Below are 16,934 nucleotides of genomic sequence, written 5' to 3' on the forward strand. Positions count from 1 at the left end.
GTGTCCGGGGGGGAGGGCGTCTCAACATGCAGCTCTTGGCGAAAGATGCTTTGTAAAAGCCGCCCGAGGCCTCTTGGTAGAGCTGGATGTTTGTGATGGTAATGCGGCCATCTGAAGATGGCTAATCCAACATATTGAGCGTTTTTACCATGCATGGAATTTTTCATGTTTTTGGATTGGGTTGTTCTTCGAGGTTTTGTTTTATAATTTATTTATTCTTCTATTGGTAATAGAGTGGGAGTAGGGCTGGTTATAAATAGCCAATCAGATCTTAGAAAATAGCTGAAATGCCAGTCAGTAATACTGACTGGCATTTTTATTGCGATAATGATTGTTGGTTTTCAGAAATAATAGCATCCAGAAAATCGACAACAGCTCTAACTCTGCGTGAGTGTGCTAAATCAGAGTGAATAGCCAACCAAATAGGCGGATCACAGCTCACATCTCCTTGTACACAAACCAAGTTTTTGTTTTTAGCAGTAAAATGAGGAAGTATAGCCATACCAATCCCCGCCTCTACAGCGCTCATTTGTGCCGATAGACTGGTTGTGGTTAAGCGACTAGGCTTTCCTCTTAACATTTTTGTTAACCATTGCGCTGCTGGCAAATTTTGCTGCATTTCAGACCACCCGATGAAATCATCATGTTCGAAAGATAGGCTAGTGGTGTCTGAGCGCTTTCTATTGTTTACGTAGTTTTGTGAGGCGTAAAGCCCAAACCCTAGTGTCCCAAGTCGACGGATGCTCACGTTTCCACGTTCCGGTCTTACCATACGTAAGGCAATATCAGCATCGCGTCGGTGCAGGTTAACAGTGGATACGCTCGTGACTATCTCCACGGTTAAATTTGGATGAGCAGCAATAAGTTTTGGCATGGCTGGAATAATGAGGTGATCGGCTAATCCTTGCGCTGTTGCCAGGCGTACATGACCCAACACTTCATCATTATTACGATAAGTAGCATCTCCAAAAGCAAAGCCAGCTTGCTCTAGGGCTTCAGCCGGTTAAACCAGATCTCTGCCTTCATCGGTCAATGTATAGCCCTGTTGATCACGCGTAAATAAGCGAACTTGTAGCGTCGACTCCAGACGTTCTAAAGGTCGAGAAGTGGTGGCAATCCCCCAATTTAATCGCTTTGCTGCGCGACTTAATGTGCCTTCTCTAGCGATGGCGAGAAATATCCTGGCATCATCCCAATTCAAAGATGGGGTATTGTTCTTGTTTCCATTTTCGGAAATCTGATTGCGGTTTGTGTGCATATGAATCTCCACTTTCGGAAAGCATGCTGAATATCTCAATGTAAACCAAGGGATATCAATCATGAAGAAACGTGTATTAGGTCAAAGTCTTGAAGTCTCCGAGATAGGATTAGGCTGTATGGGCATGAGTGAATTTTATGGGCCTAGAAATGACGACGAATCTAAGGCTGTGATCCATAAAGCTATTGATCTTGGCTGTACTTTTTTAGATACCGCAGATACTTATGGTCATTATCATAACGAGCAACTACTTGGGGAATTTTTGAAAGAAAGCCGTGCTGAAATTAAAGTTGCGACTAAGTGTGGAATTGTACGTCGTCCTGGGGAGTACCAACGAGTAATTGATAATAGTCCAGATTATATTCGTCGTGCTTGCGAGAGTTCGTTACGCCGCTTAGGCGTTGAATGCATCGACTTATACTATTTCCATCGATTAGATCCTAATGTGCCTATAGAAACAATCGTTTTTGCGTTGTCTCAATTGGTCAAGGAGGGGAAAATTGCAAAATTTGGCTTATCTGAGGTCAGCGCAAGTACACTGAGAAAAGCGCATGCTGTTCATCCAATTAGTGCCGTGCAGACCGAGTATTCACTGTGGACCCGTGATGTGGAGCAAGATGTTTTGCCAACATGTAGAGAATTAGGTATTGGTTTTGTGACTTATTCCCCATTAGGGCGTGGTTTTTTGACAGGGAATATTACGCCTGACAGTGACTTTACTCCTGAAGATGCAAGACAATCATTCCCGAGATTCACTCCTGATAACCTAAGAGCGAACAGTCCGCTAACAGAGGTGGCTGCTAGTATGGCCAGTAGTAAGTCATGCTCTTCGGCACAAATTGCATTGGCATGGTTATTAGCGCAGGGGGCTGACATCGTACCTATTCCGGGTACAAAGAAAATGAAGCATTTGATTGATAACTTGGGGGCTCCTGATGTCGTATTAACGGCAGCGGATTTGACCCGCATTGAATCAGCTGTGCGAAAATTTCAGCCCGCTGGGGAGCGTTATACAACTGAAGGTATGAAAGGAGTGAACGCTTGAGCCCGTCAAACTACACAAATTGGCGTAGCTGGGTCGCTGTTTTTATGCTTGGTATTGCGTCATTTACGATTGTTACTACTGAGTTAGCACCAATAGGTATGTTGTCTTCGATCGCACAAGATATGCAGCAGAGTGCTAGCTCTACAGGGTTAGTTGTTACTTTGTATGCATGGCTTAGTGCTGCTGTCGCTTTAATTTCTGTCATGATGATTAGCCATTTACCCCGTCGACCATTGTTAGTCGGACTGATGCTATTGTTGGGGGGGGTTAATGGTGTGGCAGCTGTCAGTCAAAGTTTTAGTGTATTGTTAGCTGCCAGAGTTGTCGGTGCTCTTGCTCATGGTGCTTTCTGGGCAATGATTGGCACTTTGGGCGCACAATTGGTTTCAGAAAGTAGTGTGGGGAAAGCCACTGCCATCATTTTCGGGGGTGTTTCAATCGCGAGTGTTTTAGGCGTCCCACTTATTAATTGGATAAGCTCTGGTGCTGGCTGGCGTTTATCATTTTTAATTTTAGGAATATTATCTGTTGTTACGGCATTGACTCTGGTTCTAAGTCTTCCGCATGTGTCAGGTACACCTCGTTTGGGAAGGGGGGAACTCTTCTCTGTGTTTCGAAATTCGAAGTTGAGAATCGTATACCTCATTGCCGCTTGTGGTATCGTTTCACACTTTGCTGCATTTACTTATGTTGAGGTGCTACTTTCTTCAGTGATTGCCCTGCCAAACAGTTGGATCTCTATCTGTCTGTTGACATTTGGTGTTGCCGGTATAGTCGGTAACTTCATGTGCGGAATGTATATAGACAACCACTTAAAGAGGGTCCTTAGCACAGGACTTCTACTTATTTCGCTGTGTTTGACGTTAATCAGCCTTCCGACTGTTAGCAGTAAAGTCATTACATTGCTGCTCGTATCTGGATGGGGTCTTGGTGTTGCGCACTATTCGTTGGTCTTCAAACATGGATCATCCGATTAGCAAAAGACGATGTTTTACTAGCTTCAGCTATTTATGCTGCTATTTTCAATGGCGCTGTTGGTACGGGGGTTGCCTTAGGAGTAGGAATTTTAGACCATTGGAATATTAGTACGCTTTATTTATCTGCTGCATTAATTACGCTGCTAAGTCTTACTTTAGTGGTTGTTAGTAGTAAAGGACCTACGGAACAAGTTACTATGGTATAAGTTTGGAATGTTGTTAAATACGTCGACGATCTGCAAGAAAATTAAAAAATTCCGAGCATGGTATAGATGATGGTATCGAGAAAAGGCCACCTTTATAACTAGCTGTTATATAGAGCAATTTCCTTCTTATTGATATTCGAATAGGAATAACTCCGCGATAGGTTGAGATGATTGATGAAAGAGGCATAGCGATATGCCCTTTTTATTTGAGTGACATTATTGGCCTAGCCGATAGGCCCAGGTAAAAACATCACCCTTAAAAAGTGGCCGTGTGGACAAGTAATAGAGAGCAGATGAGTAAGGCAGTAGAAGAGCAAACCAACCTGGATGAGCAGGCGGTAAAAGATGAAGCCTATATGCGCCAAGCCATGGCATTGGCCGCCGAGGCCGAGTCGCGGGGGGAGGTCCCCGTGGGCGCCCTCCTGGTGAAAGATGATAGTGTGATAGCGACCGGCTACAACCTCAGCATCTGCCGCCATGACGCCAGTGCCCACGCTGAGATGGAGTGCATTCGCGCCGCGGGCCAGGTGGTGGAAAACTATCGTTTGCTGGATACCACCCTCTACGTGACCTTAGAGCCCTGCGCCATGTGCGCCGGTGCCATGGTGCATGCCAGAATTGGTCGATTGGTGTTTGGCGCGGCGGATCTCAAGACGGGCGCGGCCGGTAGCGTGGTGGATCTGGTGCGCAGCAGCGCCTTCAATCATCAGCTGCAGGTGACCGCTGGGGTGTTGGCAAGTGAGTGCGGCGAGCAGCTTAGCGCCTTCTTTCGCAGGCGGCGTCAGGAGAAGAAGGCACTTAAGATGGCAGAAAAAAAACAAGGGCAATAGGCCCTTGTTTTTTTTATGCGTTGTTCGCTTGTTTGGCGTCGCCTTGATTAGTCGATTGGACTCAGGCTGCCAGTTTGCTTGATGAAGGTGAAGAACTGCTTCTGTCGGTTGATGGTGTGCTGATGGCGTATCTTAAGCAGGGTTCTTCGCCGTGAAGACAGATTGTTTAAGGTTTTTTTTCTCATGATGAACCTCCGTAGGGCCGTTACCCAGACAACCACAGGCTGCGTCATATCTAGTTGGGCTGCGCGGCGGAAATCTCGCTTTGTGATTGTTTTTCGGCCGTTTGTTGTTGCGCTTCTATCACCTCATCTTGTAGTTGTTGATTCTGATTGTCAATCCATACCAAGGTGTCGTAGTAGCGCCTGATGTTATCCACGTAGTGAACCGCCTCGCTGCCGCGAGCATAGCCGTAGCGGGTCTGCTTGTAGTATTTACGCTTCTGCAGCAGGGGCAATACCTTCTTCAGATCGCGCCAGGCACTGGGGTTAAGCCCCATAGATTGCGCCAGCTTGCGGGCATCTTCCACATGGCCATAGCCTATGTTGTAGGAGGCCAGGGCAAACCACATGCGCTGATTCTCCGGAATCGACTCAGGCAGGCGATTGAGAATGTCGCTCAGGTATTTGGCGCCGCCGCGTATGCTCTGCTCCGGGTCGAGACGGTTGTCGATCCCCATCTGTTTAGCTGTAGGCAGGGTAAGCATCATCATGCCGCGCACGCCGGTGGGCGAGCGGGCATTGGGGTTCCAATGGGACTCCTGATAGGCGGTCGCCGCCAGCTTACGCCAGTCGAGATCGCCAGCATATTCGACGAAGTTGTCGCGGTACTTGGGCAGCCTGCTATCTATGGCGCGCAGGAAGGCGCGGGTGTCCACATAATCGAAGCGTTTCACATGGGCGAAATATTTCTCGTTCAGGTGAGCCAGGGTGCCGGCTCTTTTTTCCTGATGCCAGAAGCTCAGCAGGTCACTCATCAGCTGATCGCTGCCGTTTGGCGGCAGCAGCCAGACCACGGCCTGTCCCTCTCGTAACACAGGGCCGGCCCTGAGCTCAGGCATATAGCGGCGGTTGATCTCGAAGGTGGTCGAATCGGCTATGGTGTAGCTGATCTCGTCGCGGGCGATCATCGCCAGCAGCTCTTCGCTGTCCTTGTCCCATTGCTGATCCCATACCAGCTCGGGGTAGAGTTTTTGCATCTCCGCCAGGGTCTCGATAAAGGAGGAGTCTGAGATCACGGTAATGTTGTCATCCAGCTGACTCACATCCGTTGGGTACTTGGCGCCCTGTTTGTAGACCAGCACCTGATTAACATAGTAGAGGGGCGGCCCCAGCCTGAACTGCTCCCGGCGGCTCTGGGTGTCGGCCAGCCCGGCGGCGATCAGGTCTATTTCACCATTTCGCATCGCCTGGTAGAGATCGCTGATGGTGGGGTAGGGCTGCATGTTGAGCGTGAGCCCCTGATGTTTGGCGAAACGCTCGGCCATCTCATAGTCGAAGCCGGCGAGGCCCTGACCCGTGGTGACATAGATCTGCGCGCCGTAGAGGGTGCCCACATTAAGCTGGGTTTTCGGCTGGGTTTCAACCGCTTTTGCTGCGTCCACGCGCTCGCCCTGACAAGCTGTCAGTAGCGATACACAGAATAGAATCAGCAGGAAACTTCTCATTAAGTTACTATTTTTTAATCCGTTTTATAAAACGCGGCCGATGATTATATCACAAGCTGGTCAAAGGCAATAATGGCGATTATGTCGGCAGAGTTTGGTTGTTTTTTGTTGAATGATTTTGGCGTTTTGCCAGCTTAAGTATGGGGCATGAATTTGGCGCCGCGCCAGTTTCTTTGTTACGTAAAGCTGTTTTCGCGCTATGGTGATAATAAATCGAGGGAAACGCTGTTTTGAAGCCATGCTACGGATGATTTGTGCCCCACATTTCCCTATAATAGCGCCAGATCTGACCCTGCAATTATAAATAATAAGGTGAAAAGACGTGATGGAGATCATCCGCGGAGCCCCTGCATTATCAGCGTTTAGAGTCCAAAAGCTAATGGAGGCCTGTCAGAGTGCGGCGCTTCCAGTACAAGATATCTATGCTGAGTTCATTCATTTAGCCGATTTAACAGAGGCACTGGACGCTGGCGAAACCCAGCAGCTAGCCAAACTGTTAACCTATGGACCTGCGATTGAAGCACATGCGCCCCAAGGCAACTTGTACTTCGTAACGCCGCGTCCGGGCACCATCTCTCCATGGTCGTCGAAAGCGACCGACATCGCTCATAACTGTGGTCTGAACAAGGTCAAGCGCCTAGAGCGCGGTATCGCCTACTATGTTCAGGCCGACAATCTGGACGACGCCCAGCAGAAGCAGCTGCTTGGCCTGCTGCACGACCGCATGGTCGAAGTGGTTCTGCCAGATTTCGAACAGGCGAGCAGCCTGTTTGCCCGCACCGAGCCTGCGGTCTTTACCAGCGTCGATGTGCTGGGTGAAGGCAAGGCGGCACTGGAAGCGGCCAACGTTAAATTGGGTCTGGCGCTGGCGCCGGATGAGATCGACTACCTGGTAGAAAACTTCCAGCGTCTGAATCGTAACCCTAATGATGTCGAGCTGATGATGTTTGCCCAGGCAAACTCGGAGCACTGCCGTCACAAGATCTTCAACGCCGACTGGACCATCGACGGCGAGGTGCAGCCAAAGTCGCTGTTCAAGATGATCAAGAACACCTTCGAGAAGACGCCTGATCACGTGTTATCTGCCTACAAAGATAACGCCGCCGTGATGGAAGGTTCTGTCGCCGGTCGTTTCTTCCCCGAGCCAAACGGGGTGTACGCCTATCACACAGAGCCTATGCATATCCTGATGAAGGTGGAGACCCACAACCACCCGACGGCCATCAGCCCATACCCGGGTGCGGCCACAGGTTCCGGCGGTGAGATCCGCGACGAAGGCGCAACCGGTCGTGGCTCTAAGCCTAAGGCTGGCCTCACCGGCTTTAGCGTATCAAACCTTAAGATCCCTGGTTTCGTACAGCCATGGGAAGGCGATTATGGTAAGCCAGATCGCATCGTTACCGCCCTAGATATCATGACCGAAGGCCCACTGGGCGGCGCGGCCTTTAACAACGAATTTGGTCGTCCGGCACTGCTGGGCTACTTCCGTACCTATGAGCAGGAAGTCTCGAGCCACAACGGCGTCGAGGTACGTGGCTATCACAAGCCAATCATGCTTGCCGGTGGTCTGGGCAATATCCGCGAAGAGCATGTGCAGAAGGGTGAGATCACCGTCGGCGCCAAGCTAATCGTACTGGGTGGCCCTGCGATGAATATCGGTCTGGGCGGCGGCGCGGCATCTTCTATGGCCTCTGGCCAATCGAGTGAAGATCTCGACTTTGCCTCGGTGCAGCGTGACAACCCAGAGATGGAGCGTCGCTGTCAGGAAGTGATCGATCGCTGCTGGCAGATGGGCGAAGCCAACCCGATTCAATTTATCCACGACGTGGGCGCGGGCGGCCTGTCAAACGCCTTCCCTGAGCTGGTGGACGACGGCGGACGCGGCGGCCGTTTCGAGCTGCGTAACGTGCCATCGGATGAGCCGGGCATGAGCCCGCTGGAGATCTGGTGTAACGAGTCGCAGGAGCGTTATGTGCTTTCTGTGGCGCCGGAAAACCTAGAGCTATTTACCGCCATATGTGAGCGCGAGCGCGCGCCATTTGCCGTGGTGGGTGAGGCGACTGAGGAGCGTCACCTGACCCTGTCGGATGAACACTTCGACAACAAGCCTATCGATCTACCGCTAGAGGTTCTTCTAGGCAAGGCGCCCAAGATGAGCCGTGACGTGGTGTCGCAAAAGGCGGATTCGCCTGCGCTGGTACAAGAGACCATCGAGCTGAAAGATGCGGTGCGCCGCGTACTGCGTCTGCCAACCGTTGCCGAGAAGACCTTCCTGATCACTATCGGTGACCGCACGGTTACCGGTCTGGTGAATCGTGACCAGATGGTCGGTCCTTGGCAGGTGCCTGTGGCCGACTGCGCCGTGACCGCATCAAGCTTCGATTCTTACAGCGGTGAAGCCATGTCTATGGGCGAGCGTACGCCGCTGGCACTGTTGGACTTTGGGGCCTCGGCGCGCATGGCGGTAGCCGAATCTATCATGAACATCGCCGGCAGTGATATTGGCTCACTCAAGCGTATCAAGCTGTCGGCCAACTGGATGTCTGCCGCGGGTCACCCGGGTGAAGACGCAGGTCTGTACGAGGCGGTCAAGGCCGTGGGCGAAGAGCTGTGTCCTGAGCTGGATCTCACCATCCCAGTGGGTAAAGACTCGATGTCGATGAAGACGGCCTGGCAGGACGGCGGCGAAGATAAGACGGTTACCTCGCCTATGTCGCTGGTAATCACTGCCTTCGGTGCGGTGCAAGATATTCGTAAGACAGTAACCCCAGAGCTGAGAAGCGACAAGGGTGATACCGAGCTGCTGCTGGTCGACCTTAGCCAGGGCGAGCGTCGTCTGGGCGGTTCATGTCTGGCGCAGGTATACGGTGAGCTGGGCGATAAGGCGCCAGACTTAGCCGATGCGGCATTGCTGCGCGGCTTCTTCGAGGTGACTCAGGCGCTGGTGGCTGATAAGGCACTGCTAGCCTATCACGACCGTAGCGACGGTGGTCTATTCACTACGCTGGTTGAGATGGCGTTCGCCGGCAATACGGGTCTGGATGTGGATCTCAGCGCGCTGACGGGCACTCATTTAGAGCGTCTGTTCAACGAAGAGCTGGGTGCCGTTATCCAGGTGCGCGCAGCCGATAGCCAGGCTATCAAGGCGCAGTACCAGGCGGCCGGTGTGACTTGCCATGTGGTTGCCAAGCCTGTGGCTGGCGACAGCATCATCATCCGTGATGCAGCGACTGAGGTATTAGCCGAGTCACGCACCGAGCTGCGTACCATCTGGGCCGAGACCACCTATCGCATGCAGGCGATGCGTGACAACCCTGAGTGTGCCGAGGAAGAGTTCAAGCTCAAGCAGGTGGCCGATGCCCCAGGCTTGACCGTGGATCTCAAATTCGACCCGAGCGAAGATATCGCCGCGCCTTATATCCTCAAGGGCACAGCGCCTAAGATGGCTATTCTGCGTGAGCAGGGGGTTAACTCTCACCTCGAGATGGCCGCCGCCTTCGACCGCGCCGGCTTCGAGAGTCGCGACGTTCACATGTCTGACATCCTCTCGGGCCGTATCAGCCTGGAAGAGTTCCAGGGCCTGGCGGCCTGTGGTGGCTTCTCTTACGGTGACGTACTGGGCGCCGGTGAAGGTTGGGCCAAGTCGATTCTGTTCAACGGCCGCGCCCGCGAAGAGTTCAGCCGCTTCTTCGAGCGTAACGACAGCTTCGCCCTCGGGGTATGTAACGGTTGTCAGATGCTGTCTAACCTGAAAGATATCATTCCGGGTACCGAGCATTGGCCACACTTCGTGCGTAACCGCTCCGAGCGTTTCGAGGCACGTTTCAGCCTGGTGGAAGTGCAGAAGAGTCCATCCTTCTTCTTCGAAGGCATGGAAGGCTCACGCATGCCGATCGCCGTGTCTCACGGTGAGGGGCGCGCCGAGTTCGCATCGCCTGAGGCGCTGGCCGCCGCAGAGGCGTCTGGCACTATCGCGCTGCGCTTCGTCGATGGCCATGGCCAGATAGCGACGCAATACCCCGAGAACCCTAACGGCTCGCCAAACGCCTTAACCGGTATCTGTAGCACAGACGGTCGCGTCACCATTATGATGCCGCACCCAGAGCGTGTGTTTAGAACCGTGGCGAACTCTTGGCATCCTGACGAGTGGGGCGAAGATAGCCCATGGATGAGAATGTTCAGAAACGTTCGCGCTAAATTAGGTTAACCTAAGCTTAGCGGTTTAATTGATGCAAAAAGGGCCTCGAAAATTCGAGGCCCTTTTTTTATACCCATAAAGAGTTAGTTTAAACCCACACAGATACATGCACTTAGCCTTACTTTATTACATTCTGAACTGCTAAACAGCCATAAAGTAGGGGTATCGATGGTTTTTTCCTTTAATTCGCGCAAATCACGCTTAATGGGATCTGCCCCGAAAATCGCTAAAAGGCGACATTATTTATTTAGCGTCTGCTAAACTAATCTAAAATCATCTAAACCAAGTCGTTAGAAAGTAAAAAGCCACCGCCTTCGAGGAGAAAACGGTGGCCGTTTTGCGCTAACAAAACTTCAAGCAATGGCGGGTTAAGGTGCTATTTACAGCTCTCTTGCAGTATAGAGTTCAACAAAAGTGCGCTTGTAGCTGTTAACTAGACGATCAAATAGGTTTTTCATAACGGATTCTCCACACAGTGATTAATGATGTGAGCGGAGTGTGGCTTGGCGGGCAACTTCACCGGGTTGATTGAGCCGTCTCCTTAACACAGGCATATAGTAAGCAAATGTCGCCTAGGGAACAAACGATTAAAATTACAAGTTAGCATTAGTAATTTTAATCTCTGGAGGGTGTGTTTGGTGTGCTGTTGATGTTTTTAATTTTGTATGTCATTGATTTTAAGTGCTTGCGTTGTTAGTTGCGCAGTGGTTTTGGGTTACATATATTGACTCTTTAATTGTTAAATCTTGTTAAATATTGCATTTTGCGTGATGTGAGCTGAAATTTGCTAAAAATAGCATTTTTATCAAAATTTAATGGCTTCCTATCACGTTTATAATGTTTTGGCAAGCGTGTTGCCGGGTGAAGTGTGGCGCCGTCCGCAAAACCCACTATCCGCGCCGTGTTTGATTGATTTGAATCAATTTTGAATGGTATAAAATGGTTAGGGTACGTTTGATATGCCTTGTTGTAAGTTTTTGAAAAAAATAATTTAAATTGATTTTCTCGGCCGTTTTCTGCGACGGGGGTTTAAAAACCAAAAGGTTTTGTGAGCCGCCTCTCAAAAACTGGGGTGAGAGGGCCTTTTTGAGCGTCAGCGACGCTTGAGCGAGGCAAAAAGTTAAAATTTGGCGGTTTGTGAGACTCGGGTCTGACAAATTACTTGAATAATAAAATTCCTAAATAGGCATTTTTCCGGGTTGATGGGGATCTAACCTTGAAGAATGATCGCACCACCTAAGGAGTCACTGATGATTGTTGAAGAGGTTGTAGAGCTCTCGCGCTTACAGTTTGCGCTGACAGCTATGTATCACTTCCTGTTTGTACCTTTGACCTTGGGGCTGGCGTTCTTGCTGGCCATTATGGAATCACTCTATGTGATGACCAATAAGCAGATCTATAAAGATATGACCAAGTTCTGGGGTAAGCTTTTTGGTATTAACTTCGCCCTGGGTGTTACCACAGGTCTGGCGATGGAGTTCCAGTTCGGAACCAACTGGTCATACTATTCTCACTATGTGGGTGACATCTTCGGTGCGCCGCTGGCTATCGAAGGCTTGATGGCCTTCTTCCTTGAATCTACCCTGGTGGGTATGTTCTTCTTCGGTTGGGACCGATTCAGCAAGCGTCAACACCTGGCGGTTACCTGGTTGGTGGCCCTTGGCTCGAACATGTCGGCGCTGTGGATCCTGGTCGCCAACGGCTGGATGCAGAACCCAGTCGGTAGTGTGTTCAACTACGAAACCATGCGTATGGAGATGACCAGCTTCGCCGAAGTCCTGTTCAACCCGGTTGCGCAGGTGAAGTTTGTTCACACAGTGGCTTCTGGCTATGTTGCCGGCGCCATGTTTGTTCTGGCCATCAGCTCTTACTACATCCTAAAGAAGCGTGATCTGCCGTTTGCCCGTCGCTCATTTGCCATCGCGGCAAGCTTCGGTATGGCGTCTATCCTGTCGGTCATCGTACTGGGTGACGAGTCAGGCTATAAGGTGGGTGAGGCCCAGCGCGTTAAGCTAGCGGCTATCGAAGCCGAATGGCACACAGAACCTGCACCAGCGGCCTTTACCGCTGTGGGTTTCCCGAATCAGGAAACCATGCATACCGATTACGCCATCAAGATCCCATACGCCATGGGTATCATCGCCACCCGTTCTATCGATGAAGAGGTTACCGGTATCCGCGACCTTATCGTCGAGCACGAGGAGCGTATTCGCAACGGTATGCAGGCTTATGCCATGTTGACCGAGCTGCGCGCCGGCAAGGAAACCCCTGAGCTGCGTGCCGCCTTCGAAGAGGCTAAAGTCGACCTGGGTTATGGCCTGCTGCTGAAGCGTTACACAGACAATGTGGTCGATGCGACAGAAGAGCAGATCAAGGCCGCGGCTAAAGACTCTATCCCATCGGTTGCCCCTATGTTCTGGAGCTTCCGTGTGATGGTTGGCCTGGGCGTTATCATGCTGTTCGTGTTTGCGGCGGCCTTCTGGCAGAGCACACGTCATCAGATCGAAGAGAAGCCTTGGGTACTTAAGGCGGCGCTATACAGCCTGCCACTGCCTTGGATCGCCATCGAGTGTGGTTGGTTCGTGGCCGAGTACGGTCGTCAGCCTTGGACCATCTCCGAGGTGCTGCCAACCTTCATGTCGGCCTCTAGCCTAACGACTGCGGATCTCTGGTTCAGTATCATCTCTATCACGCTCTTCTATACCGTCCTGCTGGTGATTGAGCTGTTCTTGATGATCAAGTTTGCACGTAAGGGACCTAGCAGTCTCAAGACGGGCCGTTATCACTTTGAAAACCTAGAAGCTTAAACCGGAGATCTCATTATGTTTGATTATGAAATATTAAGATTTGTCTGGTGGGCGCTGATTGGTGTGCTGTTCATCGGATTCGCCGTCACCGACGGTTTCGACATGGGCGTGGGTGCCTTGTTGCCTATCATAGGTAAGGACGATACCGAGCGCCGTATTATGATCAACTCGATTGCCCCCCACTGGGACGGCAACCAGGTATGGTTAATCACAGCCGGTGGCGCCCTATTTGCTGCTTGGCCTATGGTATACGCGGTCTCCTTCTCTGGCTTCTATGTGGCCATGATGTTGGTGCTGTTTGCCCTGTTCCTGCGCCCCGTGGGCTTCGATTACCGCTCTAAGATCGAAGATCCGAGATGGCGTAAGGCTTGGGACTGGGCGCTGTTTGTCGGTGGCTTCGTACCGCCGCTCATCATAGGCGTGGCCTTTGGTAACCTGCTGCAAGGTGTGCCGTTTAACTTCGACGAGTACCTGCGTGCAACCTACCACGGTGGTCTGTTTGGCCTGCTTAACCCATTTGGCCTGCTGGCCGGTCTGGTGAGCGTGTCTATGATCATCATGCAGGGCGCCTCTTGGTTACAGATGAAGACAGAAGGCGAGCTGCGCGTACGTGCGGCGACGGCGACCCAAGTGGCTGCGGCCTTGGTTGCTGTGCTCTTCACCCTAGCCGGTGTATGGCTAGCCAATGGTATCGACGGTTATGTTGTAACCTCGACTATCGACACCCACGGCGCATCTAACCCAGCCCTTAAGACGGTTGCGGTAGAGGCGGGTGCCTGGCTTGCTAACTACGACAAGTACCCAGTGACCATGCTGTTCCCAATCCTGGGTATCGCCATGCCTGTACTGGCGCTGCTGGCGAGTCGTTTCAACCGCTCTGGTTTCGCCTTCCTGTTCAGCTCGCTGGCGGTGGCTATGGTGATCCTGACTTGTGGTGCTGCCATGTTCCCATTCGTGATGCCATCATCACTTGAGCCAAACGTGAGCCTGACCATGTGGGATGCCACAGCGAGTCACATGACACTGACTGTGATGACCTGGGCGGCCGCGATATTCGTGCCTATCGTGCTAAGCTACACCATCTGGACTTACTTCAAGATGTTTGGTCGCTTGAGCCGTAGCTACATCGAAGACAACAAGACGTCACTTTACTAACAGGAGCCGACACTATGTGGTATTTTGCTTGGATATTAGGCATTTTGCTGGCGTGTTCTTTCGGTATCATCAACGCCTTGTGGTTAGAGAATACTGAGAACATGGATAGGGATTCAGAGCTTAAAGATTAAGCTATGAATCGCGATTGATGAGAAACCCCGTATGAGAATGCGGGGTTTTTTATTGCCAAATGAATTTGGCGGGATTCTTGTTGGGCGGGGAATTGAAGGTCGAACCTTCATTGCAACCTAGCGCCTGACCGGCGATGGGGGAGGAGTCATTAAAGGTTGTTACATCTGCCCATATTTGTATTTGGTGGATATTGAAGGTCGTACCTTCACTGTTATTTATTGCCTGCCCGGCGGGGGATGTGCAAACACGTTTTTGGCACGCTGTGAATATATCCCTATACGCTCCACGGCGGCGTCCATGCCGCCGAGGGCCAAAAACGTGTTTACACCGGCATCTCAACGTCTCTTCGATTTGGCTGTATTTGGTGTGAGTAGGGGAACTAATTGAGCGTTCGGGAGGTTGCCAACCTCTAATTGCTAGACTGCGGATTTATACAGGTATAATGGAATATTGCAAAAAAGTGCCCCTTTCGCTTCCTACTATGTAATCTTGCGATTCTCGATTTTGTTTGGGGCGAGTTACTTTCTTCTTGTAATGCAATGCTGTTATTGCTATAAGTTTCAGATGTTTACAAAAGCATGTTGTTATCTATATTAGATGATTGCGATTTATATGCGCGGCATTCTTGCTAAAAAGCGTTAGGCTTACAAGGTGATATGTATAATTTATGTCTGATACATCAAATACCACATTACAAATGACACAGATAATAATTACGTTTTTATCTGAAAATATGATTACCATTTTGATGTTAGTATTACTAATAATTTGCAGGGATGCTATCTCTAATTTTATATCTAGGCTAACTTCTTTTTCTTTCAGAAATGGTGATTCAGAGATTGGGATGAACGCTGTCGCACCAATAAATGATAACGACGAGAAAGTAGTTAAGTTATCAAATGCTGATGAAAAACCGACAGACCAGGATGAAGAGACTGAAAAAGAAGAAAAGGTTAAGGAGGAAGGCTGGTTTTCAGAGATGCACACTGCATTTGCAAACGGAAAATTAGACGTTGCCGAAACGATTTTTAAAAAGTATGCATTTGAAGAAAAAGATGAAGTTAAGCTCGAGGAAAATAAGGCTATCTATCTTTTCTTAAAGTTTGAGAAAGGAAAGGACAACGCGGCAATTGTCGAGCTAGAAAAGTTGGCGCGTACAGGAAAGACAGAGGAATCAAAGTTAAATAGCTTAACATGGCTTTCATTCTGTTTAAGTGAAAGTATGCAATACGATAAGGAAGTTCAGCTTTGGAAAAAAGCAATAACCGAATTGAAATCGGAGCCTTTTATCACAAAAGCTAAAGTAAATTTAGCATATGCGATGAATAAAGATAATAATCCAGTTAAAGCGCGAGAGATATTAATAAGCAGTTTATTGAAGATCGAAAATGAAGATCAAAAAGCAAGTGTTTATGAAGCGCTTTCTAAAATTGAAGAATCTCTAGGCAACAAAACTATTTCTGTCTATTGCAAAGATAAATCATTGGAGTTTGATCCCAATAATCGAGACGAGTTGTTTAATTCTGCTTATGCAGCAAGCAATGAAGATATCGATGATATATCAATAAGTAACTACTTAAGATTAATTAGAATTGATGGTGAAAATTCTACAGCATTAAATAATCTTGGTGTACGTGCGCAAGAAGCTGGCCTAAAAATTAAAGCTATCGATAACTATAAAAAAGCTGCCAGTTATGAAAATACTCTAGCAATGGCTAATCAAGGATATTTGCTTTTAGATGCAGGATTTACCGAAGAGGCAGAAAAAATTGCCCAAAAAGCATTAGAATCAGATGATACGCATAAAAATATATATAGTTTAATTACTGCTATTAATGAAAAGAAAGAAGAGCAGAGAGAAAAGTGGGAAGAATTGAGTAAAAAATCACTCAGCCGCCAGAAACTAATTCGTTCTTATACTGAGCAATATTATTTGGGTAATCCTAAAGAGCTTGAGGGCGAATGGTTTGTTAAGGGCGTAACTCAGACAAAACTTACACTAAGTAACAACAAGTTAGAGGCGTCTTGGGAAGAGCCAGCTTTAACGCTCGGAGGGAACAAGTATTCTGTTAAGTTGGTTGGCAGCGTTTCTGGTTCTTCATTCTCGGGACAATATACAAGAAAGTTGATTGGAGATCGCCCAAATAGCCTACTTGGTTTAGCTGGAAACACCAGTAATGCATGCATAGGCTTTGTTTCTGATCAAGGAAATGAATTGACATTGATTGCGTCAAGGGTAAATGATGATTTTTCATTGTCTCTATCAAGAAAAAGTGCCTAACAAAGCGCTACTGTCGGGCAATTCTTCCGCTAGGCTCCAAATGTGCCGCAAAGCACCGCGTTAGCACATAGAAATATTAATCTGTAACTCACTTATATAGACCTAGAAATGTCCAATTTTGCTTTTAACAGTCTAGGGGTCTCAAAAGGCGCCAAATCGAAGAGATGGGAATACCCAGTGTAGATATGGCTGAGAGTATCGAAAACAGGGATGTTTTCGTTAAGCGGTCAGGGATGACGCACAGCGTCTCGAAGCCGTATCTGCACATGAGCGAGCCGCAGGCTATTAATTTCAGCTAAGGTGTGATTTCAAAGGCACCTGTAAACTCTCATAAAGCTTGAGGTGCGTTGGCAAGCCTGCCGTTTGATAAGATGTCAGT

At 49.4% G+C, this 16,934-nt stretch carries 12 protein-coding genes; 8 read left to right on the top strand and 4 right to left on the bottom strand.

Going from position 1 to position 16,934, the window contains the following annotated elements; all coding sequences use genetic code 11:
- Positions 1-316: 316 nt before the first annotated feature.
- Together K0J45_RS06475 and K0J45_RS06480 are read right to left on the bottom strand one after the other, a co-directional pair.
- The gene (locus K0J45_RS06475; RefSeq protein WP_220044707.1) at positions 317-934 is read right to left on the bottom strand and encodes a LysR substrate-binding domain-containing protein; all 618 of its coding nucleotides are present in this window, start codon (positions 932-934) and stop codon (positions 317-319) included.
- A 69-nt stretch (positions 935-1,003) separates the two neighbouring features.
- A complete protein-coding gene (locus K0J45_RS06480; RefSeq protein ID WP_220044708.1) occupies positions 1,004-1,258 on the bottom strand; it encodes a helix-turn-helix domain-containing protein in 255 nt (84 codons plus the stop codon).
- 61 nt (positions 1,259-1,319) lie between these two features.
- Between K0J45_RS06480 and K0J45_RS06485 the strand changes: the two genes are divergently transcribed.
- The 3 genes from K0J45_RS06485 to tadA all read left to right on the top strand — a co-directional run bounded on the left by K0J45_RS06485 (position 1,320) and on the right by tadA (position 4,316).
- Positions 1,320-2,303 carry an aldo/keto reductase gene (locus tag K0J45_RS06485; RefSeq protein WP_220044709.1) on the top strand — a complete coding sequence of 328 codons (984 nt, stop codon included), beginning with the start codon at positions 1,320-1,322 and terminating at the stop codon, positions 2,301-2,303.
- The gene (locus K0J45_RS06490; protein WP_220044710.1) at positions 2,300-3,280 is read left to right on the top strand and encodes an MFS transporter; all 981 of its coding nucleotides are present in this window, start codon (positions 2,300-2,302) and stop codon (positions 3,278-3,280) included. Before K0J45_RS06485 ends, K0J45_RS06490 begins: the two co-directional genes overlap by 4 nt.
- A 499-nt stretch (positions 3,281-3,779) precedes the next feature.
- Positions 3,780-4,316 (top strand): tRNA adenosine(34) deaminase TadA, encoded by a 537-nt coding sequence (gene tadA, locus K0J45_RS06495; protein ID WP_220044711.1) that lies wholly within the window; start codon positions 3,780-3,782, stop codon positions 4,314-4,316.
- A 47-nt stretch (positions 4,317-4,363) separates the two neighbouring features.
- Here the strand turns inward: tadA and K0J45_RS06500 are convergent, their stop codons facing one another.
- Together K0J45_RS06500 and mltF are read right to left on the bottom strand one after the other, a co-directional pair.
- Complete coding sequence (locus K0J45_RS06500) at positions 4,364-4,501, bottom strand: hypothetical protein (protein WP_190272411.1); 138 nt, start codon at positions 4,499-4,501, stop codon at positions 4,364-4,366.
- 50 nt (positions 4,502-4,551) lie between these two features.
- Positions 4,552-5,982 (bottom strand): membrane-bound lytic murein transglycosylase MltF, encoded by a 1,431-nt coding sequence (gene mltF, locus K0J45_RS06505; protein WP_220044712.1) that lies wholly within the window; start codon positions 5,980-5,982, stop codon positions 4,552-4,554.
- A gap of 325 nt (positions 5,983-6,307) precedes the next feature.
- Between mltF and purL the strand changes: the two genes are divergently transcribed.
- The 5 genes from purL (at position 6,308) to K0J45_RS06530 (ending at position 16,555) form a co-directional block, all read left to right on the top strand.
- Positions 6,308-10,189, top strand: a complete 3,882-nt coding sequence (gene purL / locus K0J45_RS06510; RefSeq protein WP_220045232.1) for a phosphoribosylformylglycinamidine synthase — start codon at positions 6,308-6,310, stop codon at positions 10,187-10,189.
- Between the two features lie 1,241 nt (positions 10,190-11,430).
- The gene (locus K0J45_RS06515; protein WP_220044713.1) at positions 11,431-12,987 is read left to right on the top strand and encodes a cytochrome ubiquinol oxidase subunit I; all 1,557 of its coding nucleotides are present in this window, start codon (positions 11,431-11,433) and stop codon (positions 12,985-12,987) included.
- A gap of 15 nt (positions 12,988-13,002) precedes the next feature.
- Positions 13,003-14,142, top strand: a complete 1,140-nt coding sequence (gene cydB / locus K0J45_RS06520) for a cytochrome d ubiquinol oxidase subunit II (protein WP_011865105.1) — start codon at positions 13,003-13,005, stop codon at positions 14,140-14,142.
- Positions 14,143-14,156: 14 nt separating this feature from the next.
- On the top strand, positions 14,157-14,273 hold the full coding sequence (gene cydX, locus K0J45_RS06525) for a cytochrome bd-I oxidase subunit CydX (protein ID WP_011865106.1): 117 nt from the start codon (positions 14,157-14,159) through the stop codon (positions 14,271-14,273).
- Between the two features lie 668 nt (positions 14,274-14,941).
- Complete coding sequence (locus tag K0J45_RS06530; RefSeq protein ID WP_220044714.1) at positions 14,942-16,555, top strand: tetratricopeptide repeat protein; 1,614 nt, start codon at positions 14,942-14,944, stop codon at positions 16,553-16,555.
- The last annotated feature ends 379 nt before the right edge of the window (positions 16,556-16,934 follow it).

This window comes from Shewanella alkalitolerans (assembly GCF_019457575.1).
GTDB lineage: Bacteria > Pseudomonadota > Gammaproteobacteria > Enterobacterales > Shewanellaceae > Shewanella > Shewanella loihica.

Excerpts from the sequence above, each read along its gene's own strand:
- K0J45_RS06480 (WP_220044708.1), bottom strand. The coding sequence starts at position 1,258 with ATGCACACAAACCGCAATCAGATTTCCGAAAATGGAAACAAGAACAAT.
- K0J45_RS06485 (WP_220044709.1), top strand. The coding sequence starts at position 1,320 with ATGAAGAAACGTGTATTAGGTCAAAGTCTTGAAGTCTCCGAGATAGGA.
- tadA (WP_220044711.1), top strand. The coding sequence starts at position 3,780 with ATGAGTAAGGCAGTAGAAGAGCAAACCAACCTGGATGAGCAGGCGGTA.
- K0J45_RS06500 (WP_190272411.1), bottom strand. The coding sequence starts at position 4,501 with ATGAGAAAAAAAACCTTAAACAATCTGTCTTCACGGCGAAGAACCCTG.
- mltF (WP_220044712.1), bottom strand. The coding sequence starts at position 5,982 with ATGAGAAGTTTCCTGCTGATTCTATTCTGTGTATCGCTACTGACAGCT.
- purL (WP_220045232.1), top strand. The coding sequence starts at position 6,308 with ATGGAGATCATCCGCGGAGCCCCTGCATTATCAGCGTTTAGAGTCCAA.
- K0J45_RS06515 (WP_220044713.1), top strand. The coding sequence starts at position 11,431 with ATGATTGTTGAAGAGGTTGTAGAGCTCTCGCGCTTACAGTTTGCGCTG.
- cydB (WP_011865105.1), top strand. The coding sequence starts at position 13,003 with ATGTTTGATTATGAAATATTAAGATTTGTCTGGTGGGCGCTGATTGGT.
- cydX (WP_011865106.1), top strand. The coding sequence starts at position 14,157 with ATGTGGTATTTTGCTTGGATATTAGGCATTTTGCTGGCGTGTTCTTTC.
- K0J45_RS06530 (WP_220044714.1), top strand. The coding sequence starts at position 14,942 with ATGTCTGATACATCAAATACCACATTACAAATGACACAGATAATAATT.